The sequence below is a fragment of the Pseudomonas cuatrocienegasensis genome, from assembly GCF_900110925.1.
Classification (GTDB): domain Bacteria; phylum Pseudomonadota; class Gammaproteobacteria; order Pseudomonadales; family Pseudomonadaceae; genus Aquipseudomonas; species Aquipseudomonas cuatrocienegasensis.
Window position 1 is genome coordinate 70,573 of record NZ_FOFP01000003.1, and the last position, 19,247, is coordinate 89,819.

Annotated in this window: 23 protein-coding genes; 15 read left to right on the forward strand and 8 right to left on the reverse strand. The window is 62.4% G+C overall.

Annotation, left to right across the window (positions count from 1 at the left end):
- Window positions 1–12 precede the first annotated feature (12 nt).
- Complete coding sequence (locus tag BMW49_RS05330) at window positions 13–1,308, reverse strand: MFS transporter (RefSeq protein WP_069516304.1); 1,296 nt, start codon at window positions 1,306–1,308, stop codon at window positions 13–15.
- Between the two features lie 117 nt (window positions 1,309–1,425).
- Here BMW49_RS05330 and BMW49_RS05335 point away from each other — a divergent pair, with 117 nt between their 5' ends.
- Window positions 1,426–2,370: a LysR family transcriptional regulator gene (locus BMW49_RS05335; RefSeq protein WP_069516305.1), complete on the forward strand. Its 945-nt coding sequence runs from the start codon at window positions 1,426–1,428 to the stop codon at window positions 2,368–2,370.
- 123 nt (window positions 2,371–2,493) lie between these two features.
- Here the strand turns inward: BMW49_RS05335 and mhpT are convergent, their stop codons facing one another.
- Window positions 2,494–3,714, reverse strand: coding sequence for a 3-(3-hydroxy-phenyl)propionate transporter MhpT (gene mhpT / locus BMW49_RS05340; RefSeq protein WP_069516306.1), 1,221 nt, complete (start codon window positions 3,712–3,714; stop codon window positions 2,494–2,496).
- A gap of 343 nt (window positions 3,715–4,057) precedes the next feature.
- On the opposite strand from mhpT, the gene BMW49_RS05345 reads away from it, so the two are divergent.
- A complete protein-coding gene (locus tag BMW49_RS05345; protein ID WP_069516307.1) occupies window positions 4,058–5,377 on the forward strand; it encodes an OprD family porin in 1,320 nt (439 codons plus the stop codon).
- A gap of 48 nt (window positions 5,378–5,425) precedes the next feature.
- On the opposite strand, the gene BMW49_RS05350 is transcribed toward BMW49_RS05345, so the two are convergent.
- Window positions 5,426–5,704 (reverse strand): polyhydroxyalkanoic acid system family protein, encoded by a 279-nt coding sequence (locus BMW49_RS05350; RefSeq protein ID WP_069516308.1) that lies wholly within the window; start codon window positions 5,702–5,704, stop codon window positions 5,426–5,428.
- Window positions 5,705–5,859: 155 nt separating this feature from the next.
- Here BMW49_RS05350 and ubiE point away from each other — a divergent pair, with 155 nt between their 5' ends.
- The 9 genes from ubiE (at window position 5,860) to BMW49_RS05395 (ending at window position 12,074) form a co-directional block, all read left to right on the forward strand.
- On the forward strand, window positions 5,860–6,630 hold the full coding sequence (ubiE, locus tag BMW49_RS05355) for a bifunctional demethylmenaquinone methyltransferase/2-methoxy-6-polyprenyl-1,4-benzoquinol methylase UbiE (RefSeq protein WP_069516309.1): 771 nt from the start codon (window positions 5,860–5,862) through the stop codon (window positions 6,628–6,630).
- A 266-nt stretch (window positions 6,631–6,896) separates the two neighbouring features.
- Window positions 6,897–7,514 carry a ubiquinone biosynthesis accessory factor UbiJ gene (locus BMW49_RS05360; protein ID WP_069516310.1) on the forward strand — a complete coding sequence of 206 codons (618 nt, stop codon included), beginning with the start codon at window positions 6,897–6,899 and terminating at the stop codon, window positions 7,512–7,514.
- On the forward strand, window positions 7,511–9,118 hold the full coding sequence (gene ubiB, locus BMW49_RS05365; RefSeq protein WP_069516311.1) for a ubiquinone biosynthesis regulatory protein kinase UbiB: 1,608 nt from the start codon (window positions 7,511–7,513) through the stop codon (window positions 9,116–9,118). Before BMW49_RS05360 ends, ubiB begins: the two co-directional genes overlap by 4 nt.
- Before the next feature lie 49 nt (window positions 9,119–9,167).
- Window positions 9,168–9,584, forward strand: coding sequence for a phosphoribosyl-AMP cyclohydrolase (gene hisI / locus BMW49_RS05370; protein WP_256539078.1), 417 nt, complete (start codon window positions 9,168–9,170; stop codon window positions 9,582–9,584).
- A 4-nt stretch (window positions 9,585–9,588) separates the two neighbouring features.
- Complete coding sequence (locus BMW49_RS05375; protein WP_069516313.1) at window positions 9,589–9,921, forward strand: phosphoribosyl-ATP diphosphatase; 333 nt, start codon at window positions 9,589–9,591, stop codon at window positions 9,919–9,921.
- 34 nt (window positions 9,922–9,955) lie between these two features.
- Complete coding sequence (gene tatA / locus BMW49_RS05380) at window positions 9,956–10,189, forward strand: twin-arginine translocase TatA/TatE family subunit (RefSeq protein ID WP_069516314.1); 234 nt, start codon at window positions 9,956–9,958, stop codon at window positions 10,187–10,189.
- Window positions 10,190–10,201: 12 nt separating this feature from the next.
- Window positions 10,202–10,567 carry a Sec-independent protein translocase protein TatB gene (gene tatB, locus BMW49_RS05385; RefSeq protein WP_069516315.1) on the forward strand — a complete coding sequence of 122 codons (366 nt, stop codon included), beginning with the start codon at window positions 10,202–10,204 and terminating at the stop codon, window positions 10,565–10,567.
- The gene (gene tatC / locus BMW49_RS05390) at window positions 10,564–11,370 is read left to right on the forward strand and encodes a twin-arginine translocase subunit TatC (RefSeq protein ID WP_069516316.1); all 807 of its coding nucleotides are present in this window, start codon (window positions 10,564–10,566) and stop codon (window positions 11,368–11,370) included. The genes tatB and tatC overlap by 4 nt, the downstream gene beginning before the upstream one ends.
- Window positions 11,367–12,074: a 16S rRNA (uracil(1498)-N(3))-methyltransferase gene (locus tag BMW49_RS05395; protein ID WP_069516317.1), complete on the forward strand. Its 708-nt coding sequence runs from the start codon at window positions 11,367–11,369 to the stop codon at window positions 12,072–12,074. Before tatC ends, BMW49_RS05395 begins: the two co-directional genes overlap by 4 nt.
- Before the next feature lie 77 nt (window positions 12,075–12,151).
- Here the strand turns inward: BMW49_RS05395 and BMW49_RS05400 are convergent, their stop codons facing one another.
- Window positions 12,152–12,655, reverse strand: a complete 504-nt coding sequence (locus BMW49_RS05400) for a winged helix-turn-helix transcriptional regulator (protein ID WP_069516318.1) — start codon at window positions 12,653–12,655, stop codon at window positions 12,152–12,154.
- Between the two features lie 100 nt (window positions 12,656–12,755).
- Between BMW49_RS05400 and BMW49_RS05405 the strand changes: the two genes are divergently transcribed.
- Both BMW49_RS05405 and BMW49_RS05410 read left to right on the forward strand, forming a co-directional pair.
- Window positions 12,756–13,484 carry an SDR family oxidoreductase gene (locus BMW49_RS05405; protein ID WP_069516319.1) on the forward strand — a complete coding sequence of 243 codons (729 nt, stop codon included), beginning with the start codon at window positions 12,756–12,758 and terminating at the stop codon, window positions 13,482–13,484.
- 40 nt (window positions 13,485–13,524) lie between these two features.
- On the forward strand, window positions 13,525–14,112 hold the full coding sequence (locus tag BMW49_RS05410; RefSeq protein WP_069516320.1) for a 2-hydroxychromene-2-carboxylate isomerase: 588 nt from the start codon (window positions 13,525–13,527) through the stop codon (window positions 14,110–14,112).
- Between the two features lie 44 nt (window positions 14,113–14,156).
- Here BMW49_RS05410 and BMW49_RS05415 read toward each other — a convergent pair whose 3' ends face one another.
- Window positions 14,157–14,729 (reverse strand): TetR/AcrR family transcriptional regulator, encoded by a 573-nt coding sequence (locus BMW49_RS05415; RefSeq protein ID WP_167362778.1) that lies wholly within the window; start codon window positions 14,727–14,729, stop codon window positions 14,157–14,159.
- 76 nt (window positions 14,730–14,805) lie between these two features.
- Here BMW49_RS05415 and BMW49_RS05420 point away from each other — a divergent pair, with 76 nt between their 5' ends.
- On the forward strand, window positions 14,806–15,318 hold the full coding sequence (locus BMW49_RS05420) for a DoxX family protein (protein WP_208600957.1): 513 nt from the start codon (window positions 14,806–14,808) through the stop codon (window positions 15,316–15,318).
- Here BMW49_RS05420 and dtd read toward each other — a convergent pair.
- Window positions 15,281–15,718, reverse strand: a complete 438-nt coding sequence (gene dtd / locus BMW49_RS05425) for a D-aminoacyl-tRNA deacylase (protein ID WP_069516322.1) — start codon at window positions 15,716–15,718, stop codon at window positions 15,281–15,283. The genes BMW49_RS05420 and dtd overlap by 38 nt on opposite strands.
- Window positions 15,715–16,686 carry a prolyl aminopeptidase gene (gene pip, locus BMW49_RS05430; protein WP_069516323.1) on the reverse strand — a complete coding sequence of 324 codons (972 nt, stop codon included), beginning with the start codon at window positions 16,684–16,686 and terminating at the stop codon, window positions 15,715–15,717. The genes dtd and pip overlap by 4 nt, the downstream gene beginning before the upstream one ends.
- An 81-nt stretch (window positions 16,687–16,767) precedes the next feature.
- Here pip and BMW49_RS05435 point away from each other — a divergent pair, with 81 nt between their 5' ends.
- A complete protein-coding gene (locus tag BMW49_RS05435) occupies window positions 16,768–17,202 on the forward strand; it encodes a hypothetical protein (RefSeq protein WP_069516324.1) in 435 nt (144 codons plus the stop codon).
- 6 nt (window positions 17,203–17,208) lie between these two features.
- Here the strand turns inward: BMW49_RS05435 and BMW49_RS05440 are convergent, their stop codons facing one another.
- The gene (locus BMW49_RS05440; RefSeq protein WP_069516325.1) at window positions 17,209–19,128 is read right to left on the reverse strand and encodes an autotransporter domain-containing SGNH/GDSL hydrolase family protein; all 1,920 of its coding nucleotides are present in this window, start codon (window positions 19,126–19,128) and stop codon (window positions 17,209–17,211) included.
- Window positions 19,129–19,247 lie beyond the last annotated feature (119 nt).

A 19,247-nucleotide genomic window follows, 5' to 3' on the forward strand; every position in this document is an offset into this window, starting at 1 on the left:
GTGACTCCTGGTTTAAACAGTGGCCGGCGTGTTCGACGCTTTAGGGCCGGTGGGATGAATACCCAGCGCCAGCAACGCGGCCAGCACCGTGGTGGCAGAGAGCAGGTAGAGGCCGGCCGCCGGGGAATGGAAGGCACCTTCGGCCCAGTTCTTCAGCACCGGGGCGATAAACCCGCCCAGGGCGCCGAAGGAGTTGATCAAGGCAATCCCCGCAGCGGCGGCACTGCCTGCCAAATAACTGGAGGGAAAGGTCCAGAACACCGGCTGCACGGCGATAAAGCCCGAGGCGGCAAAACACAGGGCGAGCATGCCCAGCAGCGGGTTGGAGAAGGTCACGGAACAAGCGATGCCGGCGGCGGCCATCAACAGAGTCAGGCAGGCGGTGCGGCGGCGCTTGCCCGTGCGGTCGGAGTAACCGGGGATCCACCAGGCGGCAAACAGCGCGCACACCCAAGGGATAGCCGAAACAAACCCGACCATTACGCCGACCTTGGTGCCCAGCAGGCCGCCCACCTGGGTTGGCAGGTAAAACACTACGCCATACACACTGGCCTGGATCAACAGGTACACCAGGCACAGGTACAGCACCGAGGGCTGGCACAACAGCGCCAGCAGGCTGCGGCCATGGGCGGTCTTGTGCTGGTCTTCACGGTCCAGCAGGGCCTGGATTTGCGCGCGCTCCTCAGGCGTCAGCCACTTCGCATCGGCGGGGCGGTTGTCCAAGTACCAGTAGGCCCAAATGCCCACCGCAGAGGCCATCAAGCCTTCTACGGCAAACAGCCATTGCCAACCATGGAACCCGGCAAAACCGTCCATTTCCAAGAGCAAGCCAGACAACGGGCTACCGAAGATAAACGCCAGGGGCGCGCCAAAGTAGAAGAAACCCATGGCCTTGCCACGCGCAGCCTGGGGGAACCAGTAGGTGAGATAGAGGATCACGCCAGGGAAGAAGCCGGCTTCAGCCACCCCCAGCAGAAACCGCAAGATATAGAAGCTGGTTTCGTTATGGGCAAACACCATTGCCGCCGACACCAGCCCCCAACTGACCATGATCCGGCACATCCACAGGCGGGCGCCGACGCGATGCAGGATCAGGTTGCTGGGCACCTCAAGTAGCGCATAGCCGACAAAAAACACCCCGGCGCCGAAGGCGAAGGCCGCGTCGCTCAAACCGGTATCGGCCTGGAAAGCTTGTTTGGCAAACCCGACATTGGCGCGGTCGAGAAAGGCCATGATGTACATCAGCAGGAGGAAGGGCAGGAGCCGCCAGGAAATTTTGGCGAGCAGGTACGCGGGCAGTGCTTTCATGGTTCAGACCTATGTTTTGTTCTTATGGGCTGGACTGTACGGCCGGCGATCAATGCGCTACAAATCGAATCTCGCTTACAAGCGATACCTCCAGGGTATCGATAATCAGGACAAAAAATGACCAGCCCCGCCATTTCTCGCAGCCTGCTCAACCGGCTGCGCTACAAGCACCTGCACATGCTCGTGGCATTGAGTTCAAGCCAAAACCTGCACCGTGCCTCACAGGCCTTGAACATGTCGCAACCTGCAGCTACCCGCATGCTGCGCGAGATCGAGGACATGTTTGGCTGTGACCTGTTCGAGCGCTTGCCACGGGGCATGCGGCCCACAGCACTGGGGCAGGAATTGATTCGCTTCGCCGAGTCGGCCTTGAGCGGCCTGGATCGCTGTGCCGAGGACTTGATGGCACGCCAGCAAGGTGGCTACGGCTACCTGTCGATTGGCACCATCATGGGCGCCGCACCAGACCTGGTGATGGACTCCATCGCCCAGATCAAATCGCTGCACCCGCAATTGCGCATACGCATCATGGGCGACACCAGCGATCAGGTGATTCAGCTACTGGAACAGGGCCGCATCGACCTGGCCATCTCCCGGCGCAACGCCGCCACCGACAGCGAGCATTACAGCTTCGAACCTTTGGGTAACGAACGGATGCTGGTGGTGGTGCATGCCGGCCACCCCTTGACCCAGCGCGAGCACCTGAGCCTGACAGAGCTGGTGGGCGACTGGCCGTGGATCCTGCAACCGCAGACCAGCCCGGCGCGTATTGGTTTTGACCAAGCCCTGCAAGACCTGGCACTGCCCACACCGGCCGACATCATTGAGTGCAGCTCGGTGTACTCCATGCAGCAACTGATTCAACTGACCGACGCGGTCATGGTGCTATCGGAGAGCGCCCTGCGCGACTACCTGAGAATGGGCTTGGTGGTGGCACTGCCCGTAACGCTGGATGTGCGGCTGGCCCCCTTTGGCATGCTACTGCGCAAGGGCGAGCCGGTGAGCCGCGAGCTGGGCGTGTTTGTAGAGCTGCTCAGGCAAAAGGCCGCACGGGTAGCCTGAGGGGCGGCTGCTCGGCAGAAACCTCGCCACCCTGGCCGGCCCAGGGCAATGTGCGCCACAGCCCTCTCAGCATCGCGCTGACCACGGCTCACCGCCCAGCATGCTGGCCGGGCATAACCCGGGTTATGCGCTAACCCGCTCAGACGAGGCCTTACGCGCCGAAGGTGCCCGCATGATTACCGTGATAATCGCCGCGGCTGCGATCACCAGCCCTGGCGAAGTCGCAAGCAATACACCTGTAGTGCCGGCCCCAGCGGCAAGAATCTGCCCAGCCGCAAGCGGCCCGGCGACTGACCCCAGGCGACCGATGGCAACGGCTGCGCCGACTCCGGTTGCGCGCACTGCGGTGGGATAAGCGGGCGGGGCCAGGGCATAGAGCACCAACTGCGCGGCCATGACGAACAGCCCTGCAGCAAACCCCGCGACCGCCATCGGCACGATGCCCACGGATAGCCCTACCCCGGCGAGGGCTGACAACAACCCGGCATACACGAACAACACTACACGCACCCCATTGCAGCGATCCAGCAGCACACCACCCAGCAACGAACCGAGGGCGCCACCGATGTTGAACAACATCTGCACCATGCCGGCCTGGGGCTTGCTGAAGCCCTGCCCGACCAACAGTGATGGCAACCAGTTGAGCAGCATGTACATAACCGTCAGGGTGAAGAAATAGCTCAACCACAAGGCCAACGTACTGCGCCCGCGGCCTTCGCCGAGCAGCGCCTGAGCCGTGGAGGCACGCCCGCCCGCAGGCAGCGCGCGCTGCTCGCGGAACGCATGGGACTCCGGCAACCACAGCACCATCAGCGGCACCACCAACAAGGGAGCCAGGCCGCCGATAATGAAGGTGGTTTGCCAATGATCGCCGGTAAACATGGCCACCACCGCCGCCAAGGCGCCGCCCAGCGGCACCCCGCAGTACATGACACTGATGGCCGAACCGCGGTGGCGCTCACTCACGGCTTCGGCGCACAGGGCGATCAGATTGGGTAAGGCGGCGCCCAGCCCCAGGCCAGTCATAAATCGCACCAGTAAAAGGCTGGCGTAGCTTTCCACATAAGCGGTGCACAGTGAGAACACGCCAAACAGCACGACCGCGCCAATAAGAATTTTCTTGCGGCCAATACGGTCGGCAATCCAGCCGCCGAAAAAAGCGCCGGGCAACAGCCCGATGATGCCTGCACTGAACACCCAGCCCAGCATGCGCGGGTCCAGCGCAAAGGCCTGGCGCAGCCCTGCCGCCGCTGTGCCGGCGGCCTGCAGGTCAAACCCTTCAATAAGCGCGACGATAAAACACAAAGCAATGGTCAGCGTCGAACGACGCGTTGGGCTGTTCATGGGCAAACCTCATTGTTGTTTTTGTTGTTGTGCCACCTGTCAGACAAGCCAGGGAGAACGCACTGGCTTCACTCTGCAGGTGCTGACCTACAAGATAACAAAGATAACTAAAAAATGAACACCGCCAAAAAACTCATCAAATAGACAGTTATTAGCCATATAAAACAGCTACTTAATTAGAATGCCTTATAAAAATAAGAATATAGATAACTACATTAATGTTCGATTATCGAACAATGAGATTGACGAAAGTCGTCTGCCCTTCCCATTCTTCATCCACAGCCCAGTTAAAAAAACACCGGGCCGGCACCCAAAAAACAACAACAATTAAGTGGATCTCGACATGCCAAAGCGCCTCACGGGCACCGCGACGCCTGCGCCCTCACTTCGTATCCTCAGCCACGCCGCTAGCGCCCTGACCTTACTGGGCTTATGCACCCTGTCCCTACCTGGGTGGGCCGCCGGTTTTATCGATGACAGCCGCGCCAACCTGACCCTGCGCAACTATTACCTGGATCGGGACTACAAGGACGATGGAGCAAAGACCGCCGCCCGCGAGTGGGCCCAGGGTTTCATCCTGAATATGGAGTCAGGCTTTACCGAGGGGCCAATCGGGTTTGGTCTGGATGTACGCGGGCTGCTGGGGGTACAGCTCGATTCTTCACCCGAGCGCAGCGGCACCGAACTGCTGCCGGTGTCAGCGCGGGACGGGCGCGCGGCCGATGAGTATTCGCGCCTGGCGCCCAGCGCCAAACTGCGTTTCGCGCAGACCACGCTCAAGGCGGGTGATGTCTCGATTTTCCTGCCCTTTGCCTTTGCCAGCCCATCGCGGCTGCTGCCGCAAACCTTCCGCGGCGTGACGCTAAGCGCCAAGGACATCGAGGGCCTGACCCTCAATACGGGCTACATCGACCGTATCAACAGACGCGACTCCACCAACTACCAGGCCATGGCGATTGCCTCGCCCAATCGGCGCTTCAATGGCGCGGCCACTACGTCACACCTGGCCTATGTCGGCGGTGACTACCAGTTCAGCAATAACCTCAGCCTGCGCGCCTACCATGCCGAAGTCGCCGAGTTGTATCAGCAGGACAGCCTGGCCGCGCTGCACACCCTGCCCCTTGGCAAAGGCGTGTTGACCAGCGACCTGCGCAGCTTTTTCAGCCGTGAGCACGGCAGCGCCAGGGCCGGCACCGTAGACAACCGCAACCTCTCGGCGCTGTTTGCCTATCATCTTGGCGGACACACGCTCAGCCTCGGCTACATGCATGCCAGTGGCGATACGGCGACGCCCTATATTTCCGGCACCGAGCTGATGGGCATGAGCGAACTGACCATGAGTTCGGACTTTCTCAACGCCAAGGAGCGCACCTGGCAAGCCATCTACGACTATGACTTCAGCGCCGCCGGCGTGCCGGGCCTGAAGAGTCGGCTGCGCTATGTGCGCGGCGACAATATCGAGCTGGCCGCCTTTGCGGCAGATGATCGAAAGGAAAGAGAATTCCAGATGGAGCTGGGCTACACGCTACAAAGCGGTCCGCTGAAAAACCTCGCCCTGCTGGCCCGCAAGTCCATCTATCGCAATGATTTCCCAAGCGGCGCAGCGTTTCGCGATGAAAACCAGACGCGCTTTATCGTGCTCTATACGTTGCCGATCTGGTAACGCCGAGCAGCGCGCCTGAATAGCAGTTCAGGCGCTAGACGGGAGGGATCAGGCAACCAGGCTCTTATCCAGCACCTGCTCGATTTCGCGCTTGATGCTCCCACTCATGGCCGACAGCAGCAGACCCAGTTTCAGCTCCACGCGCACCCGATCGTCACTGACCGCGATGCTGCCGTCTGCGCCGCTGCGCTTGAACAGCAGGGTGTCGCCCTGCCATTGATACGTCACATCGAACTCCCGCGCCAGGCGCTCAGCCAACTGCTCAGCCTTGGCTCGCGCCGCCTCACGACCCAGAGCGTGCTCGCGCTCCACGGTGATTTTCGCCATTGTCCAACTCCTGCCTGCGACCTTAAGTCGCGCGACTATAGCAGCCCGGCCAGGAGCGACGCAGCGGCTCGCCGTGGCGCATGCCAAGACAGGGATGCGGTGGCAGGTTTAGAATGGCCACCATTCAGATTCAGCCTCGGCTAGGTAAGGGCGACATGAACGATCCGCACAAGCGCCACGACAGCGAACCGACCACCCACTTCGGCTTCCAGGATGTCCCGGAAAGCCAGAAGGCGGAGAAAGTCGCCGAAGTGTTCCACTCGGTCGCCGCCAAGTACGACCTGATGAACGATGTGCTCTCCGGCGGCATGCACCGCCTGTGGAAGCGTTTCACCATCGAGCTGTCCGGTGTGCGCAACGGCAACCGGGTGCTCGACATTGCCGGCGGCACGGGCGACCTGACGCGCAAATTCGCCAGCCTGGTCGGTCCGACCGGCGAAGTGGTGCTGGCTGACATTAACGAGTCGATGCTCAAGGTCGGCCGTGACCGCCTGCTCGACAAGGGCGTGGCCGGCAATGTCAAATTCGTCCAGGCCGATGCGGAAAAACTGCCCTTCCCGGACAACCATTTCGACGTGGTGACCATCGCTTTCGGCCTGCGCAACGTGACGCACAAGGAAGACGCCCTGCGCTCCATGCTGCGCGTGCTCAAGCCCGGCGGCCGCCTGCTGGTACTGGAGTTCTCCAAACCCTCCAGCGACCTGCTGTCGAAGTTCTATGACGCCTATTCGTTCCGCTTCATGCCGCTGGCCGGCAAGCTGATCACCAACGACGCCGACAGCTACCGCTACCTGGCCGAGTCGATCCGCATGCACCCCGACCAGGACACGCTCAAGGCGATGATGATTGACGCCGGCTTCGAGCGCGTGACCTACCACAACATGACCGGCGGTATTGTCGCCCTGCACCGCGGCATCAAACCGTAGGGTCTTTTCCCGTTTCGCTCGCGGCCGCGCCGGAGCCAGTTTTTGCGCGGGGCAAGGCATGAGGAGAGAAGTTTGGTTATTCCAAATGAACGACGAATAACGCAGCACCGCGCAAAAACTGGCCCGGCCCTTCGGGTTGCGCGGCAAATGGTGCCATGCTGCGTTGTGGGACTTGGCAAGGGAACAACCATTCTCTGCGTCCCACGCCTTGCCTGGCACCATTTGGCGCAGCAACGCGGCTCGCGTCAAAACGGGAACAGACCCTCATGCTGCTAACCGGGCTGCTGGCCGGCGTCGAGCTGGGTCTCAATCGTGTGTTGGCCATGGACAGCACCGCGCTGCCACGCCTGGCGCGGCTAAGCGGCCGGGTGGTTGCCGTGGAATGTACCGCCCCCAGCCTGCACCTGTTTATTCTGCCCAGCGCCAGCGGCCTGCAACTGGCCAGCCAGTGGGCCGCAGAAGCCGACTGCGTGCTGCGCGCCCCCGCCGCCAGCCTGCTGCGCTTGGCTACCAGTACGGACAAGACGCGCATCCTGCATAGCCCCGAGGTCAGCCTGGAGGGTGACAGCGCCCTGCTGCTGGAGCTGGCCGGCATCCTGCAAGACCTCGAACTGGACTGGGAATACGAACTCTCGCGCTGGCTCGGCCCGGTCGGTAGCCAGTTGCTCAGCGGCCATCTGCGCAGCCGTTTCGGCTGGAGCCAGCAGGCCCTCGACAGCCTGCGCCTGAACCTGGCCGATTACCTCAGTGAAGAGTCACGCAGCCTGGTTGGCCAACGCGAAGCCGATGCGCGTTTCGCCGAGCTGGACCGCCTCAAGCTCGACCTCGAGCGTCTCGACGCGCGCATCGAGCGCCTCGCCCACCTGCATAAGCCCTCCGCATGAAGCTGCTTGCCCTGCGTCGCCTGCTGCACATTCAACGCGTCGTGATCCGCTACCAACTGGACGACTTGCTGTTCGCCCTGCCGCTGCCGTTCTGGCTGCGTGCGCTGCGCTTCGTCCTGCCGTGGCGCTGGTTGCCGCGTGCACCCTCGACGCTGTCGCGCGGCGCCCGCCTGCGCTTGGCGCTGGAGGCCCTGGGGCCGATCTTCATCAAATTCGGCCAGGTGCTGTCGACCCGCCGCGACCTGCTGCCGCTGGATATCGCCGATGAGCTGGCGAAGCTGCAAGACCAGGTGCCGCCGTTCGACCCGGCCAAGGCGCAAGCGCTGATCGAAGCGCAACTGGGCGCCCCGGTGAGCGAGGTATTCGCTCGTTTCGACAGCCTGCCCCTGGCCTCAGCCTCGGTCGCCCAGGTGCATACGGCGCAGCTGAAAAGCGGCGAAGAAGTGGTAGTCAAGGTCATCCGCCCGGGCCTCAAGCCGGTGATCAAGCAAGACATCGCCTGGCTGTTCCTGCTCGCGCGCATCGCCGAGCGCGCCTCCAGCGAAGCGCGCCGTCTGCACCCGGTGGAGGTGGTCAGCGACTACGAAAAAACCATCTTCGACGAGCTCGACCTGCTGCGCGAGGCGGCCAACTCCAGCCAGTTGCGGCGTAACTTCGAGAACTCACCGCTGCTCTATGTGCCCCAGGTGTACTGGGACCTGTGCCGCCCGAGCGTGCTGGTCATGGAGCGCATCTACGGCATCCAGGTCACCGACCTGGCGACCCTGGCCGACCAGCGCACCGACATGAAGCTGCTGGCAGAGCGCGGTGTGGAGATCTTCTTCACCCAGGTGTTCCGCGACAGTTTCTTCCACGCCGACATGCACCCCGGCAACATCTTCGTCAGCACCCGCACGCCCTGGAGCCCGCAGTACATCGCGGTAGATTGCGGGATCATCGGCAGCCTGACGCCCGAAGACCAGGATTACCTGGCGCGCAACCTGCTGGCCTTCTTCAAGCGCGACTACCGCCGCGTGGCGCAGCTGCACATCGATTCCGGCTGGGTGCCGGCCGACACCCAGGTGAATGATTTCGAGGCAGCGATTCGCACCGTCTGCGAGCCGATCTTCGAGCGCCCGCTCAAGGACATCTCCTTCGGCCAACTGCTGCTGCGCCTGTTCCAGACCGCCCGCCGCTTCAATATGGAAATCCAACCGCAACTGGTGCTGCTGCAAAAAACCCTGCTCAACATCGAAGGCCTCGGCCGCCAGCTGTACCCCGATCTGGATCTGTGGAGCACGGCTCAGCCGTTTCTCGAGCGCTGGATGCGCGAACGGGTCAGCCCGCGCAGCCTGCTGAGCAACCTGCAAAGCCAGGTCGAGCAAGTGCCGCACCTGGCCAATATGACCCGCAGCCTGCTTGAGCGCATGGCTCAGCCCCACGCTTACGACCCGCCACCGCCCTGGGCCCAGCGCAGCGACAGCCGCCTGCTGCGGCTACTCGGCGCCGCACTGATCGGCGGCGCCGTGGCCCTTGGCCTGAACCTCGGGGAGATCGAGTCGCTGGTCGCCTGGCCGGTCTGGCTGATGGGGGCTAGCGGGCTTTATCTGATCCTGCGCCGATAGCCAATCCCGGCGACCACTGGCAGACTGAGCGACCTCGCGCGGCAACCGCTTGCCAGCGCGCCCGAACACCACGGAACCTGCAATGAACTGGTTAGACGAAATCAACTGGAACAGCGACGGCCTGGTACCCGCCATCGCCCAAGACTACCGCAGCGGCCGCGTGCTGATGATGGCCTGGATGAACCGCGAAGCTCTGAGCCTGACCGCCATTGAGCAGCGTGCAATATATTGGTCGCGTTCGCGTGGCAAACTCTGGCGCAAGGGCGAAGAGTCCGGCCATGTGCAGAAGCTGCATGAGCTGCGCCTGGATTGCGATGCCGATGTGGTCATTCTGATGGTCGAGCAGTTGGGCGGCATCGCCTGTCACACCGGGCGCGAAAGTTGTTTTTATCGGGTTTACCAACAAGGCGCCTGGCACACCGTCGACGCCGTGCTTAAAGACCCGCACGCCATTTACCCAGGATAGCCCCATGAGTGACACCCTGATCCGCCTGGCAGAAGTACTGGAAGCGCGCAAGGGCGCAGCGGCTGACAGCTCCTATGTCGCCAGCCTGTACCATAAGGGCCTGAACAAGATTCTGGAGAAAGTCGGTGAGGAATCGGTGGAAACCATTCTCGCCGCCAAGGATGCCGCCAGCAGTGGCGATTGCAGTGACCTGATCTACGAAACCGCCGACCTCTGGTTCCACAGTATGGTTATGCTCGCCGCCCTCGGCCAGCACCCCCAGGCTGTACTGGACGAACTGGATCGGCGCTTCGGTTTGTCCGGGCACGCGGAAAAGGCCGCGCGCCCGCAGTCCTAAATCACTAACTATTAACTATTACGGAGTACGCATCATGGGATTTGGTGGCATTAGCATCTGGCAACTTCTGATTGTCCTGCTGATCGTGGTCATGCTGTTCGGCACCAAGCGCCTCAAGGGTCTGGGTTCGGACCTGGGTGACGCGATCAAGGGCTTCCGCAAGTCCATGGATAACGGCGAAGCCGACAAGCCGGCGGTGGAAGAGCCCAAGGGCCACACCATTGACGCCCAGGCACGCAAGGTCGAAGACCCTGTGAAGAAAGACTGACGAGCCCACGCCATGTTCGATGTAGGTTTTACCGAACTGCTGCTCGTCGGGATCGTCGCCCTGGTCGTGCTCGGCCCCGAACGGCTGCCGGGTGCTGTGCGCACGGCCGGCCTGTGGATCGGCCGGATCAAGCGCAGCTTCAGCGCGATCAAGGCCGAGGTCGAACGGGAAATCGGTGCCGATGAAATTCGTCGGCAACTGCACAATGAGCAGATTCTCGATCTGGAACGCGAGATGAACGCCATGAAGCAGGACCTGCTGTCGCCTGGCAGCCTGCCGCCCAAGGCGCCGGAAGTTGGCGGTGATGCGCCTGAAATAAAGCCGCCTGCCGCACCCACGACGCCACTCGCCAGCCAGGATCAGAAACCCGCGCCATGAGCAGACTTGCCGACAACGACCAGGAAATGCCGCTGGTCACGCACCTGACCGAATTGCGTAGCCGCCTATTGCGCTGCGTCGGCGCCATCCTGGTGCTGTTCGCCGGGCTGTTCTACTTCTCCCAGGATATTTACGCCCTGGTGGCCGCGCCCTTGCGCGCCTACCTGCCGGAAGGCGCGACCATGATCGCCACCGGCGTGGCTTCGCCGTTTCTCACACCGTTCAAGCTGACCATGGTGGTCGCGCTGTTTCTCTCGATGCCGGTCATCCTGCATCAGATCTGGGGCTTTATCGCGCCAGGGTTGTACAAGCACGAGAAGCGCATCGCCGTGCCGCTGCTGATCTCCAGCATCCTGCTGTTCTACGGCGGCATGGCCTTCGCCTACTTTGTCGTCTTCCCGATCATGTTCGGCTTCTTCGCCAGCGTGACCCCGGAGGGCGTGTCGATGATGACCGATATCGGCCAGTACCTGGATTTCGTGCTGACCCTGTTCTTCGCCTTTGGCGTGGCCTTCGAGATCCCGGTGGCGACCTTCCTGCTGATCTGGGTCGGTATCGTCGATGTAGCCACCCTGCGCAAGAGCCGGCCGTACGTGGTGGTTGGCTGCTTTGTCGTCGGCATGGTGCTGACCCCCCCGGACGTGTTTTCGCAGACGCTGCTGGCGGTGCCCATGTGGATGCTGTTCGAAGCCGGCCTGCTGTTTGGCGCGATGGTCAAACGCCGTGACGAGCACGAAGAGGAATCGGCGGAAACAGCTGAGGAATCGCCCTCCCAGGATCAGCCGCCCAGCACCCAACCGTGAACCTGCTGCTACTTGAGGACGGCGACTTCATCGCCGCCGACACCGTGCAGCTCAGCGGGCGGCGTTTGAAGCATCTGCTGGAAGTGCATCGCGTAGCCGTAGGGGATTCATTGCGTGCCGGTCGCCTCGGTGGGCTGATGGGCCATGGTCAGGTCATCCAGCTCGACGCCCTGAGCGCCACCCTGGAAGTGAGCGTCGACCAGCCGCCGCCCGCCAAACTGCCGCTGACCCTGTTGCTCGCCCTGCCCAGACCGAAAATGCTCCGTCGGGTGTTGCAAACCGTCAGCAGCATGGGCGTGCCCCGGCTGATCCTGCTGAACAGCTACCGGGTGGAAAAAAGCTTCTGGCAGACACCCTTTCTCGAACCTGCAGCAGTTCGCGAGCAACTGATCCTCGGCCTGGAGCAGGCTCGCGATACCGTGCTGCCGGAAGTGATTATCGAAAAGCGCTTCAAACCCTTCGTCGAAGACCAGCTACCCGCTCTTGCGGCCAATACTCTGGGGCTGGTCGGCCACCCCGGCGACTACCCAGCCTGCCCGCGCGCGGTCGAGCAGCCGATCACCCTGGCCATCGGCCCGGAAGGCGGTTGGATTCCCTATGAAGTGGAAAAGCTGCAGCAAGCTGGCCTGCAACCGGTGCAACTGGGCGAGCGCATTTTGCGGGTAGAAACGGCGGTGACGGCGCTGCTGGCGCGCTTGTTCTAACTGCCTGACCTGTAGGGTGCGCTGGGCAAGCCGATACCTGGTGCGCGCGGCGCACCCTACGAGCGGGCTACGTGCGCCTATTGCTGCTCCTCCGCTCGCCGAGCCTGCCAATGCGCTGGCAAGAGCTGCCCCTTGAGCGCCGGCGCTTCTTCCAGCAACACATCCCGCGGCTGCAGCGGCTCAGCGCAATCCGAACACACCAGCACACCATGCATCGGCTGGCCACAGTTACGGTGGATATGGCGGATCGGCGCACCTTCAGGGCCGCTCATATAGCGATCACCCCAGTGCACCAGCGCCATGATCGCCGGGTAAAGATCACGACCCTTGTCGCTGAGGCGATAGTCCTCGCGCAGAGGCCGCTGCTGATAAGCAACCTTATTCAGCACGCCGCTCTCCACCAGCTTTTTCAGCCGGTCGGCCAACAGGTGCCGGGTAATCCCAAGACGCTTCTCGAACTCGTCGAAGCGACGCGTGCCAAGAAAACTTTCACGCAGCACCAGGAGGGTCCAGCGGTCGCCCACCACCGACAAGGTGCGGGCCAGGGAGCAGGATTGCTGCTCGAGTTCTTCCCAGCGCATTGTTCAGCCTCCATGTGCGATGGCCCACCATAGCTTGACAGGTTCCAAAATGGAACCGACTATCCATTCAGGTTCCAAAAGAGAACTCAAGGAGACTGCAATGTCCGAACGCAAAGCCATTCTGGTGGTAGGAGCCGGCGATGCCACCGGTGGCGCCATCGCCAAACGCTTCGCCCGCGAGGGTTATGTCGCCTGTGTGGCGCGGCGTAATGCCGATAAACTCGGCGCACTGGTAGCGGAGATCGAAGCCGCTGGCGGCACAGCCCGGGCCTTTGCCTGTGATGCACGGGTCGAGGAGCAGGTAGTCGAACTGTTCGCCACTATCGAGCGCGAGGTCGGTCCGCTGCATGCGGTGGTGTTCAATATCGGCGCCAACGTGCAGTTCTCCATCACCGAAACCACCGAGCGGGTCTACCGCAAGGTCTGGGAAATGGCGGCGCTGGCCGGGTTCCTCACCGGCCGTGAAGCCGCCAAGGTGATGCTGCCGCGCGCCCAGGGCACGATCATTTTTACCGGGGCAACCGCCTCCTTGCGTGGCCGGGCGAATTTCTCTGCGTTCGCCAGTGCCAAGTTCGCCCTGCGCGCGCTGGCCCAGAGCATGGCCCGCGAACTCGGACCCCAGGGCATCCACGTTGCCCACCCGATCATAGACGGGGCTATCGATACTGCGTTTATCCGCGACACCTTCCCCCAGCTGTACCAGCTCAAGGATCAGGACGGCATCCTCAACCCCGAGCATATCGCCGAGACCTACTGGCAGATCCACTGCCAGCCACGCGATTGCTGGGTGCATGAACTGGATCTACGCCCCTGGTCTGAGACGTTCTAGCAACTGCGCGTCATAACAAGACAGCCAAAAGGAGCATGCAATGAGCAAAACCGTCGAGTTCTTCTTCGATTTCGGCAGCCCGGCCAGCTACCTGGCCTGGACTCAGTTGCCGCGCATCGCCCGCGAGGCCGGCGCACAGATTATCTGGCGGCCTATGCTGCTCGGTGGCGTGTTCAAGGCCACCGGCAACCAGTCGCCGGTGAATATTCCGGCCAAGGGCCGCTATATGCTGCAGGACCTGGCGCGCTTCGCCAGCCGCTACGGCGTACCGATGAGCTTCACCCCGCACTTCCCGATCAATACCCTGACGCTGATGCGCGGCGCGGCCGGCTACCAGGGCAGCGAGCGCTTCGAGCACTACGTGAAAACCATTTTCGAGGCGCTATGGGTGCAACAGAAAAACCTCGGCAAACCCGAAGTGGTTGCCACAGTGCTTAGCACTGCCGGCTTCGACCTGGACGAATTCGAGCGTCTGGTCAACGATGAGGCGATCAAGGAACGCCTCAAGGCCACCACCGAAGAAGCCGTCAAACGTGGCGCGTTCGGCGCACCGACCTTCTTTGTAGGCGCTGAAATGCACTTCGGCCAGGATCGCCTGGACTTTGTCGCAGAGGCGCTAAACGCCTAGGGTCTGTTCCCGTTTCGTCACACGCGACGAAACAGGAACAGACCCTAGAGCAAGCGAGCAAACAACTGTGTCACCTGTTCAGCCAGTTGTTCGGCACTCAGTCCGGGGCCTAGGGTTTCGCCCAACTGCTGCTCTTGCAGCAAATGAGCGAGACCGTGTACCAGGCTCCAGGCGGCCAGTGTTGCAACCTGGTGAGGGCGTTGCGGCGCGGCGACCTGCACCACCGCCACAAGACGTGCATGTAAGGCCGCCGCAGCCTGTTGCAGCTCGGGATAGCGGCGTTTGTCCAGGCTGACACTGAACATCAGCGCGAAATGTCCCGGCTGCGCCAGGGCGAAACGCACATAGCACTGCCCCAGTTCAGCCAGCCCGCCCGGCTGCTGATCCATCGCCTGCTCCAACTGGATAAATCCCTGGGTGGCTAACGCCGCCAGCAGGCTGTCGCGGTCAGCAAAGTGCCGATAAGGCGCGTTGTGCGAGACGCCCGCACGGCGCGCGACCTCGCGCAGGCTGATGGATGCCAGCCCGCCCTCGACCAGCAGCTCGGTAGCCGCGAGCACAAGCGCACTGCGCAACTCGCCATGGTGATAAGACTGCTCCGGCTTACGTGTTGACACTGACAACATCCTCTTCTATGTTGACGACGCCCACATTATGTCGAAGCGCGACTGTTCCTACCACCGAGGAGTCCCCATGTTGTTTATTGCCCTGTTACTCGGCCTGACTGCAATAGCCGCCCTGGCTCATCGCTGCGGCGCACCGGGCGTGGCTACCTGGCCACAACGCATGCGTTTGGCCATGGCTTTGGCGTTGCTGATGGCGGGCGCCGATCACCTGCTGACGCCCCAACGTTACCTGCCCATGATGCCGGAGTACCTGCCCTTTCCAGAGCACCTGGTGCTGTTCACTGGGCTTTGCGAGTTGGCAGGCGCCATGGGCCTGCTGATGCCACGTTTACGGCGCTATGCTGCGATTGCCCTGGCGATTTATTTCGTCTGCGTGTTCCCGGCGAACATCAAGAACGCCCTGGATGGCCTACAGGTTGAGGGGCTGCCGGCGGCGACCTGGTATTACTGGCTACGGTTACCGTTCCAGCCCCTGATCATTCTCTGGGCGCTGTATGCAGGCGAGCTGATTGGCCGAGGCAAACAAGTCGGCAAGCGCCGACTCAGCTCTCCAACAGAAAGGTCACCGGCCCGTCATTGATCAGGTGCACCTGCATATCGGCGCCGAACTGGCCCGTGGCGATCTGCGGATGCTTCGCGCGGGCCTGAGTTACCAACAGGTCGAACAGCTCAGCCCCCAGTGCCGGCGGTGCGGCGCTGGAAAAACTGGGGCGCAGACCACTCCTGGTGTCGGCCGCCAGGGTGAATTGGGAAACCAGCAACAGACCGCCACCGACATCGCTAAGTGACAGGTTCATCTTGCCGGCGGCATCGCTGAACACTCGGTAGTTGAGCAGCTTATGGAGAATCTTCTCGACGCTGGCCGGGTTGTCCTGGGGCTCGACACCCACCAGCGCCAGCAGGCCCTGATCAATCGCCCCCACCACCTCACCAGCGACTTCGACACGGGCACTGGATACCCGCTGAATCAGTGCCTTCATGCTTCGTCCGGGGCCAGGTCTAACAGGCGCCGGGCGATCTCGTCGGCCGCGCGCACCAGGGCATCGGTGATGCTGCTCTCGGAGGCGGCATGGCCGGCATCGCGGATGATCTGCAGCTCGCTGTTGGGCCAGGCTTGGTGCAGTGCCCAGGCGTTGTCCAGCGGGCAGATCATGTCGTAGCGGCCATGCACGATCACGCCCGGCAAATGGGCGATTTTCGGCATGTCGCGCAACAGTTGGTCAGACTCAAGGAAGGCATTGTTGACGAAGTAGTGGCATTCGATACGGGCAATCGACAGCGCGCGGTGGCTTTCGCTGAAACGCTCGACCACCTGCGGATTGGGCCGCAACGTGGCCGTGCGCCCCTCCCAGGTCGACCAGGCCTTGGCCGCATGCATCTGGGCAATCTGGTCCGGACCGGTGAGGCGCTTGTAGAAGGCCTGCATCAGGTTATCGCGCTCCTCCAGGGGGATCGGCGCCACGTAGTCCTGCCAGTAGTCAGGGAAGATGCGGCTGGCCCCGGCCTGGTAGAACCAGTCGAACTCCTGTGGCCGGCAGAGGAAGATACCGCGCAGGATCAGCGCCTGAACCCGCTCGGGATGGGCCTGAGCATAGGCCAGCGCCAGGGTCGAACCCCAGGAGCCGCCGAACAGCACCCAGCGCTCGATACCCAGGTGCTCGCGGATGCGCTCCAGGTCCGCCACCAGATGCCAGGTGGTGTTGTTCTCCAGGCTGGCGTGGGGCGTCGAACGGCCGCAGCCGCGCTGATCGAAGGTGACGATGCGATACAGATTGGGGTCGAAGAAGCGCCGGCTCAGGGCATCGCAACCGGCACCCGGACCACCATGGATAAACACCACCGGCAACCCATCGGGCGATCCGCTCTCGTCCACGTACAGGACATGCGGCTCCTCCACCGCGAGCTCGTGACGCGCGTAGGGTTTGATCTCCGGGTACAAAGTCTGCATGGTGTGCTCCTGATGAATACCGGCGCCTTGGCATGCAAGCGCGCCTGACCACGCATCATAACCATGAAAAAGGACTTGAACATGTGGCTGCCGAAATTTGCCCTCTCCCTCACCTTGATTTGTGCCCTGCTGAGCGGCTGTGGCGGCGCGGATGACCCGCAGGCCGCCCTCGAAGCAGCCGTGCAGCAATTGCAGGACAACCTGGAAGCGAAGAAGACCAGCGCGGTGATCGAGCAACTGCACCCTGAGTTCACAGCCCAGGCCACCTATGACCGCGACTGGGCCAAACGCACCATGACGTTGTTATTCATGCGCCACAAGAACATCAAGGTGCTGGCGCTGAGCAAGAGCAGCCACATCGACCCCACCTACAGCGAAAAGGGCCACACCGAAGCGCAGGTCGGCCTGGTCGGCGCTGAAGGGCTGATCCCCGACAGCGCCAAGCACTACACCGTGAAGCTTGAGTGGTGGCTGGAAGACGGCGAGTGGCGACTTGCCCGTCTGGATTGGCAGTAGCACCACTTACCAGTCCCAGTTGAAGGCCAGGCTGACCGCCTGCTGACGCGCCTCAGTCCCGCGCCAGTGGTAGGTGGCGCGGATGTCCATATCCGCCGCGAGGGCGTGGCTGATGCCCATGCTCGCCAGTGTTTGCCCGCTCGCCGGCGCATAGCCTTGCAACTCGAACGATGAGCCTTCGACGCTGGACAAGCCCATGCGCAGATCGCGCGGATCGTCCTCGAACTCACGCTCACGGGCAACTTCAGCGAAAACCTGCGTCATCGCATTCACCGCATAGTTCATCTGCACACCCACGCCCAGACGACGGCTGTCACGCTGCTGCTCGTCGAAATCCAGGGCAGTGGCGCTGCTGCCCTGCTCGCGGTAGCCGTCAACGGTGATTTTCGCCAGGTCTGCACTGACGAAGGGACTGACCTGCCAGCCGCTGTCGGCATTGGCCAGGTCGTAGCCCAGGCGCCCGGACAATGCCCAGAGCTGGCCCTCACTATCCCCGCTCTCCTTGCGCTCGGTTATGCCCAGGGCAAAACGTCGCTGCAGATCGCTGTAATCGAGGTGCCCGGCGGTCGCGCCAAGATCAGCCCAGACACGACCGTTCTGATACTGGGCGAACGCACTCAGCAGGTAGCTGCGCAGGTCGTACTCCGAATCGGCCGCACCGGCTTCAAGCTGCTGGTCCTGCACACCCAGGGCGATACCCAGGCGCCAATTCGCGTCCAGCCGGTAACTGCCGCCCACGGTCAAACCGAGCCCTTGGCTGTCGCCCTCGGCAACCGCTTCGCCTCGCTGGAAAGCCAGCTGCTGACCGGAGGCCGCCACCAGGCTTTGCCATTGCCCCACCGGTTGCCAGGCATTGCGCTGCGACTGCCACTCGCTGCGCAGTTGCTGTTGATGGCCCGTCAGGCTGCCCAATGCCATTTCCGGGAGCAGACCCGTTTCCCAGGGCGCTGCGAGAATCGAATAAATGTAGTCGGCGCTGATTTGCTGCACGGCTGCGGTGGGGTGCACGCCATCGTTGAACAACAGCCGATCAGGGTTGGCCGTGGCGCTGTTGATGCCGGAAGTAGCGTCTTCCAGGCAGAGATCGCCACTGAAGCACACATCGGATTGACTGACGCTGGGGTCAAACCCGTATAGAGCCAGGTCGGTCTGTACCTCGGCCAGCAAGCCACGGACGTTCAAGCGGATAACGTTGCCGCCCAGGGTACCCAGCTGGCTGGCCAACTCGGTATTGAACAACTCGGCAGCGGCCGAAAAAGCCGAACGCTGACCGGAGGCGAAACCGGCCGGCGTCAACCCTACATCCGGCAAGTCCGAAACGATGATATAGCGCGCCCCAGCCGCCTGCAGAGCCGCAACTCCGGCGACCAAGTCGGCAGCCGAAGCCGAAGCCGTGGTCTGATCGACAATCACGCCCTGCAGCACATCGTTACCGCCGCCATTGATGTAGAACAGCGCATTGGGATCCACCCGTGGCACGTCGACCAGGTAACCATTGCGTGTACGGCTGAGACCCAGCCCCGTGTCCACCACTGAGCCGTTGGTGTCGACGATGGAGCCAAGAATCTGATCCGTGCGGTAGCCGCCCACGGCGTAGTTGGTCCCGTCGGCATTGCCAGTCAGCGCCTGCGGCAGAATCGGCGTCGACGGCAGCGCCTGCAACCCTAGCTGAGTGGCCAGACGCTGGGTCGAAACCTGCGCGTAATACTCGCTGTTGTTGTCCGCATAGCCGGGACCGGTACGGTTGGTAAAACGCAGGCCGCCCGTGGGATTGCCGAACAGCAGCGGGCTACCGGCATCCGGAAACTGGCCGCTGTCGCTGAGCGAGTCCCCGAAGATCACCAATTGGCTGTACGGCATGGCGTGGGCAGTGGAAAGACCGGCGAGCAGAATGGCGGCGGTCAACGTCTTGAGGGTCGGGCGCATGGTGGCTCCTTCTTATTGTGATGCCGAGTGGCATCGAAGGAGACTACCCACTCCTGCCTGCGGTTTCGCTCACCCGAACGGGTGAGCGAATGCACCCGCTAACGGGCGCTGCGAACGCA

Coding starts and splice junctions, on each gene's coding strand:
- BMW49_RS05330 (WP_069516304.1), bottom strand. CDS start 1,308: ATGAAAGCACTGCCCGCGTACCTGCTCGCCAAAATTTCCTGGCGGCTC.
- BMW49_RS05335 (WP_069516305.1), top strand. CDS start 1,426: ATGACCAGCCCCGCCATTTCTCGCAGCCTGCTCAACCGGCTGCGCTAC.
- mhpT (WP_069516306.1), bottom strand. CDS start 3,714: ATGAACAGCCCAACGCGTCGTTCGACGCTGACCATTGCTTTGTGTTTT.
- BMW49_RS05345 (WP_069516307.1), top strand. CDS start 4,058: ATGCCAAAGCGCCTCACGGGCACCGCGACGCCTGCGCCCTCACTTCGT.
- BMW49_RS05350 (WP_069516308.1), bottom strand. CDS start 5,704: ATGGCGAAAATCACCGTGGAGCGCGAGCACGCTCTGGGTCGTGAGGCG.
- ubiE (WP_069516309.1), top strand. CDS start 5,860: ATGAACGATCCGCACAAGCGCCACGACAGCGAACCGACCACCCACTTC.
- BMW49_RS05360 (WP_069516310.1), top strand. CDS start 6,897: ATGCTGCTAACCGGGCTGCTGGCCGGCGTCGAGCTGGGTCTCAATCGT.
- ubiB (WP_069516311.1), top strand. CDS start 7,511: ATGAAGCTGCTTGCCCTGCGTCGCCTGCTGCACATTCAACGCGTCGTG.
- BMW49_RS05375 (WP_069516313.1), top strand. CDS start 9,589: ATGAGTGACACCCTGATCCGCCTGGCAGAAGTACTGGAAGCGCGCAAG.
- tatA (WP_069516314.1), top strand. CDS start 9,956: ATGGGATTTGGTGGCATTAGCATCTGGCAACTTCTGATTGTCCTGCTG.
- tatB (WP_069516315.1), top strand. CDS start 10,202: ATGTTCGATGTAGGTTTTACCGAACTGCTGCTCGTCGGGATCGTCGCC.
- tatC (WP_069516316.1), top strand. CDS start 10,564: ATGAGCAGACTTGCCGACAACGACCAGGAAATGCCGCTGGTCACGCAC.
- BMW49_RS05400 (WP_069516318.1), bottom strand. CDS start 12,655: ATGCGCTGGGAAGAACTCGAGCAGCAATCCTGCTCCCTGGCCCGCACC.
- BMW49_RS05405 (WP_069516319.1), top strand. CDS start 12,756: ATGTCCGAACGCAAAGCCATTCTGGTGGTAGGAGCCGGCGATGCCACC.
- BMW49_RS05410 (WP_069516320.1), top strand. CDS start 13,525: ATGAGCAAAACCGTCGAGTTCTTCTTCGATTTCGGCAGCCCGGCCAGC.
- BMW49_RS05420 (WP_208600957.1), top strand. CDS start 14,806: ATGTTGTTTATTGCCCTGTTACTCGGCCTGACTGCAATAGCCGCCCTG.
- dtd (WP_069516322.1), bottom strand. CDS start 15,718: ATGAAGGCACTGATTCAGCGGGTATCCAGTGCCCGTGTCGAAGTCGCT.
- pip (WP_069516323.1), bottom strand. CDS start 16,686: ATGCAGACTTTGTACCCGGAGATCAAACCCTACGCGCGTCACGAGCTC.
- BMW49_RS05435 (WP_069516324.1), top strand. CDS start 16,768: ATGTGGCTGCCGAAATTTGCCCTCTCCCTCACCTTGATTTGTGCCCTG.
- BMW49_RS05440 (WP_069516325.1), bottom strand. CDS start 19,128: ATGCGCCCGACCCTCAAGACGTTGACCGCCGCCATTCTGCTCGCCGGT.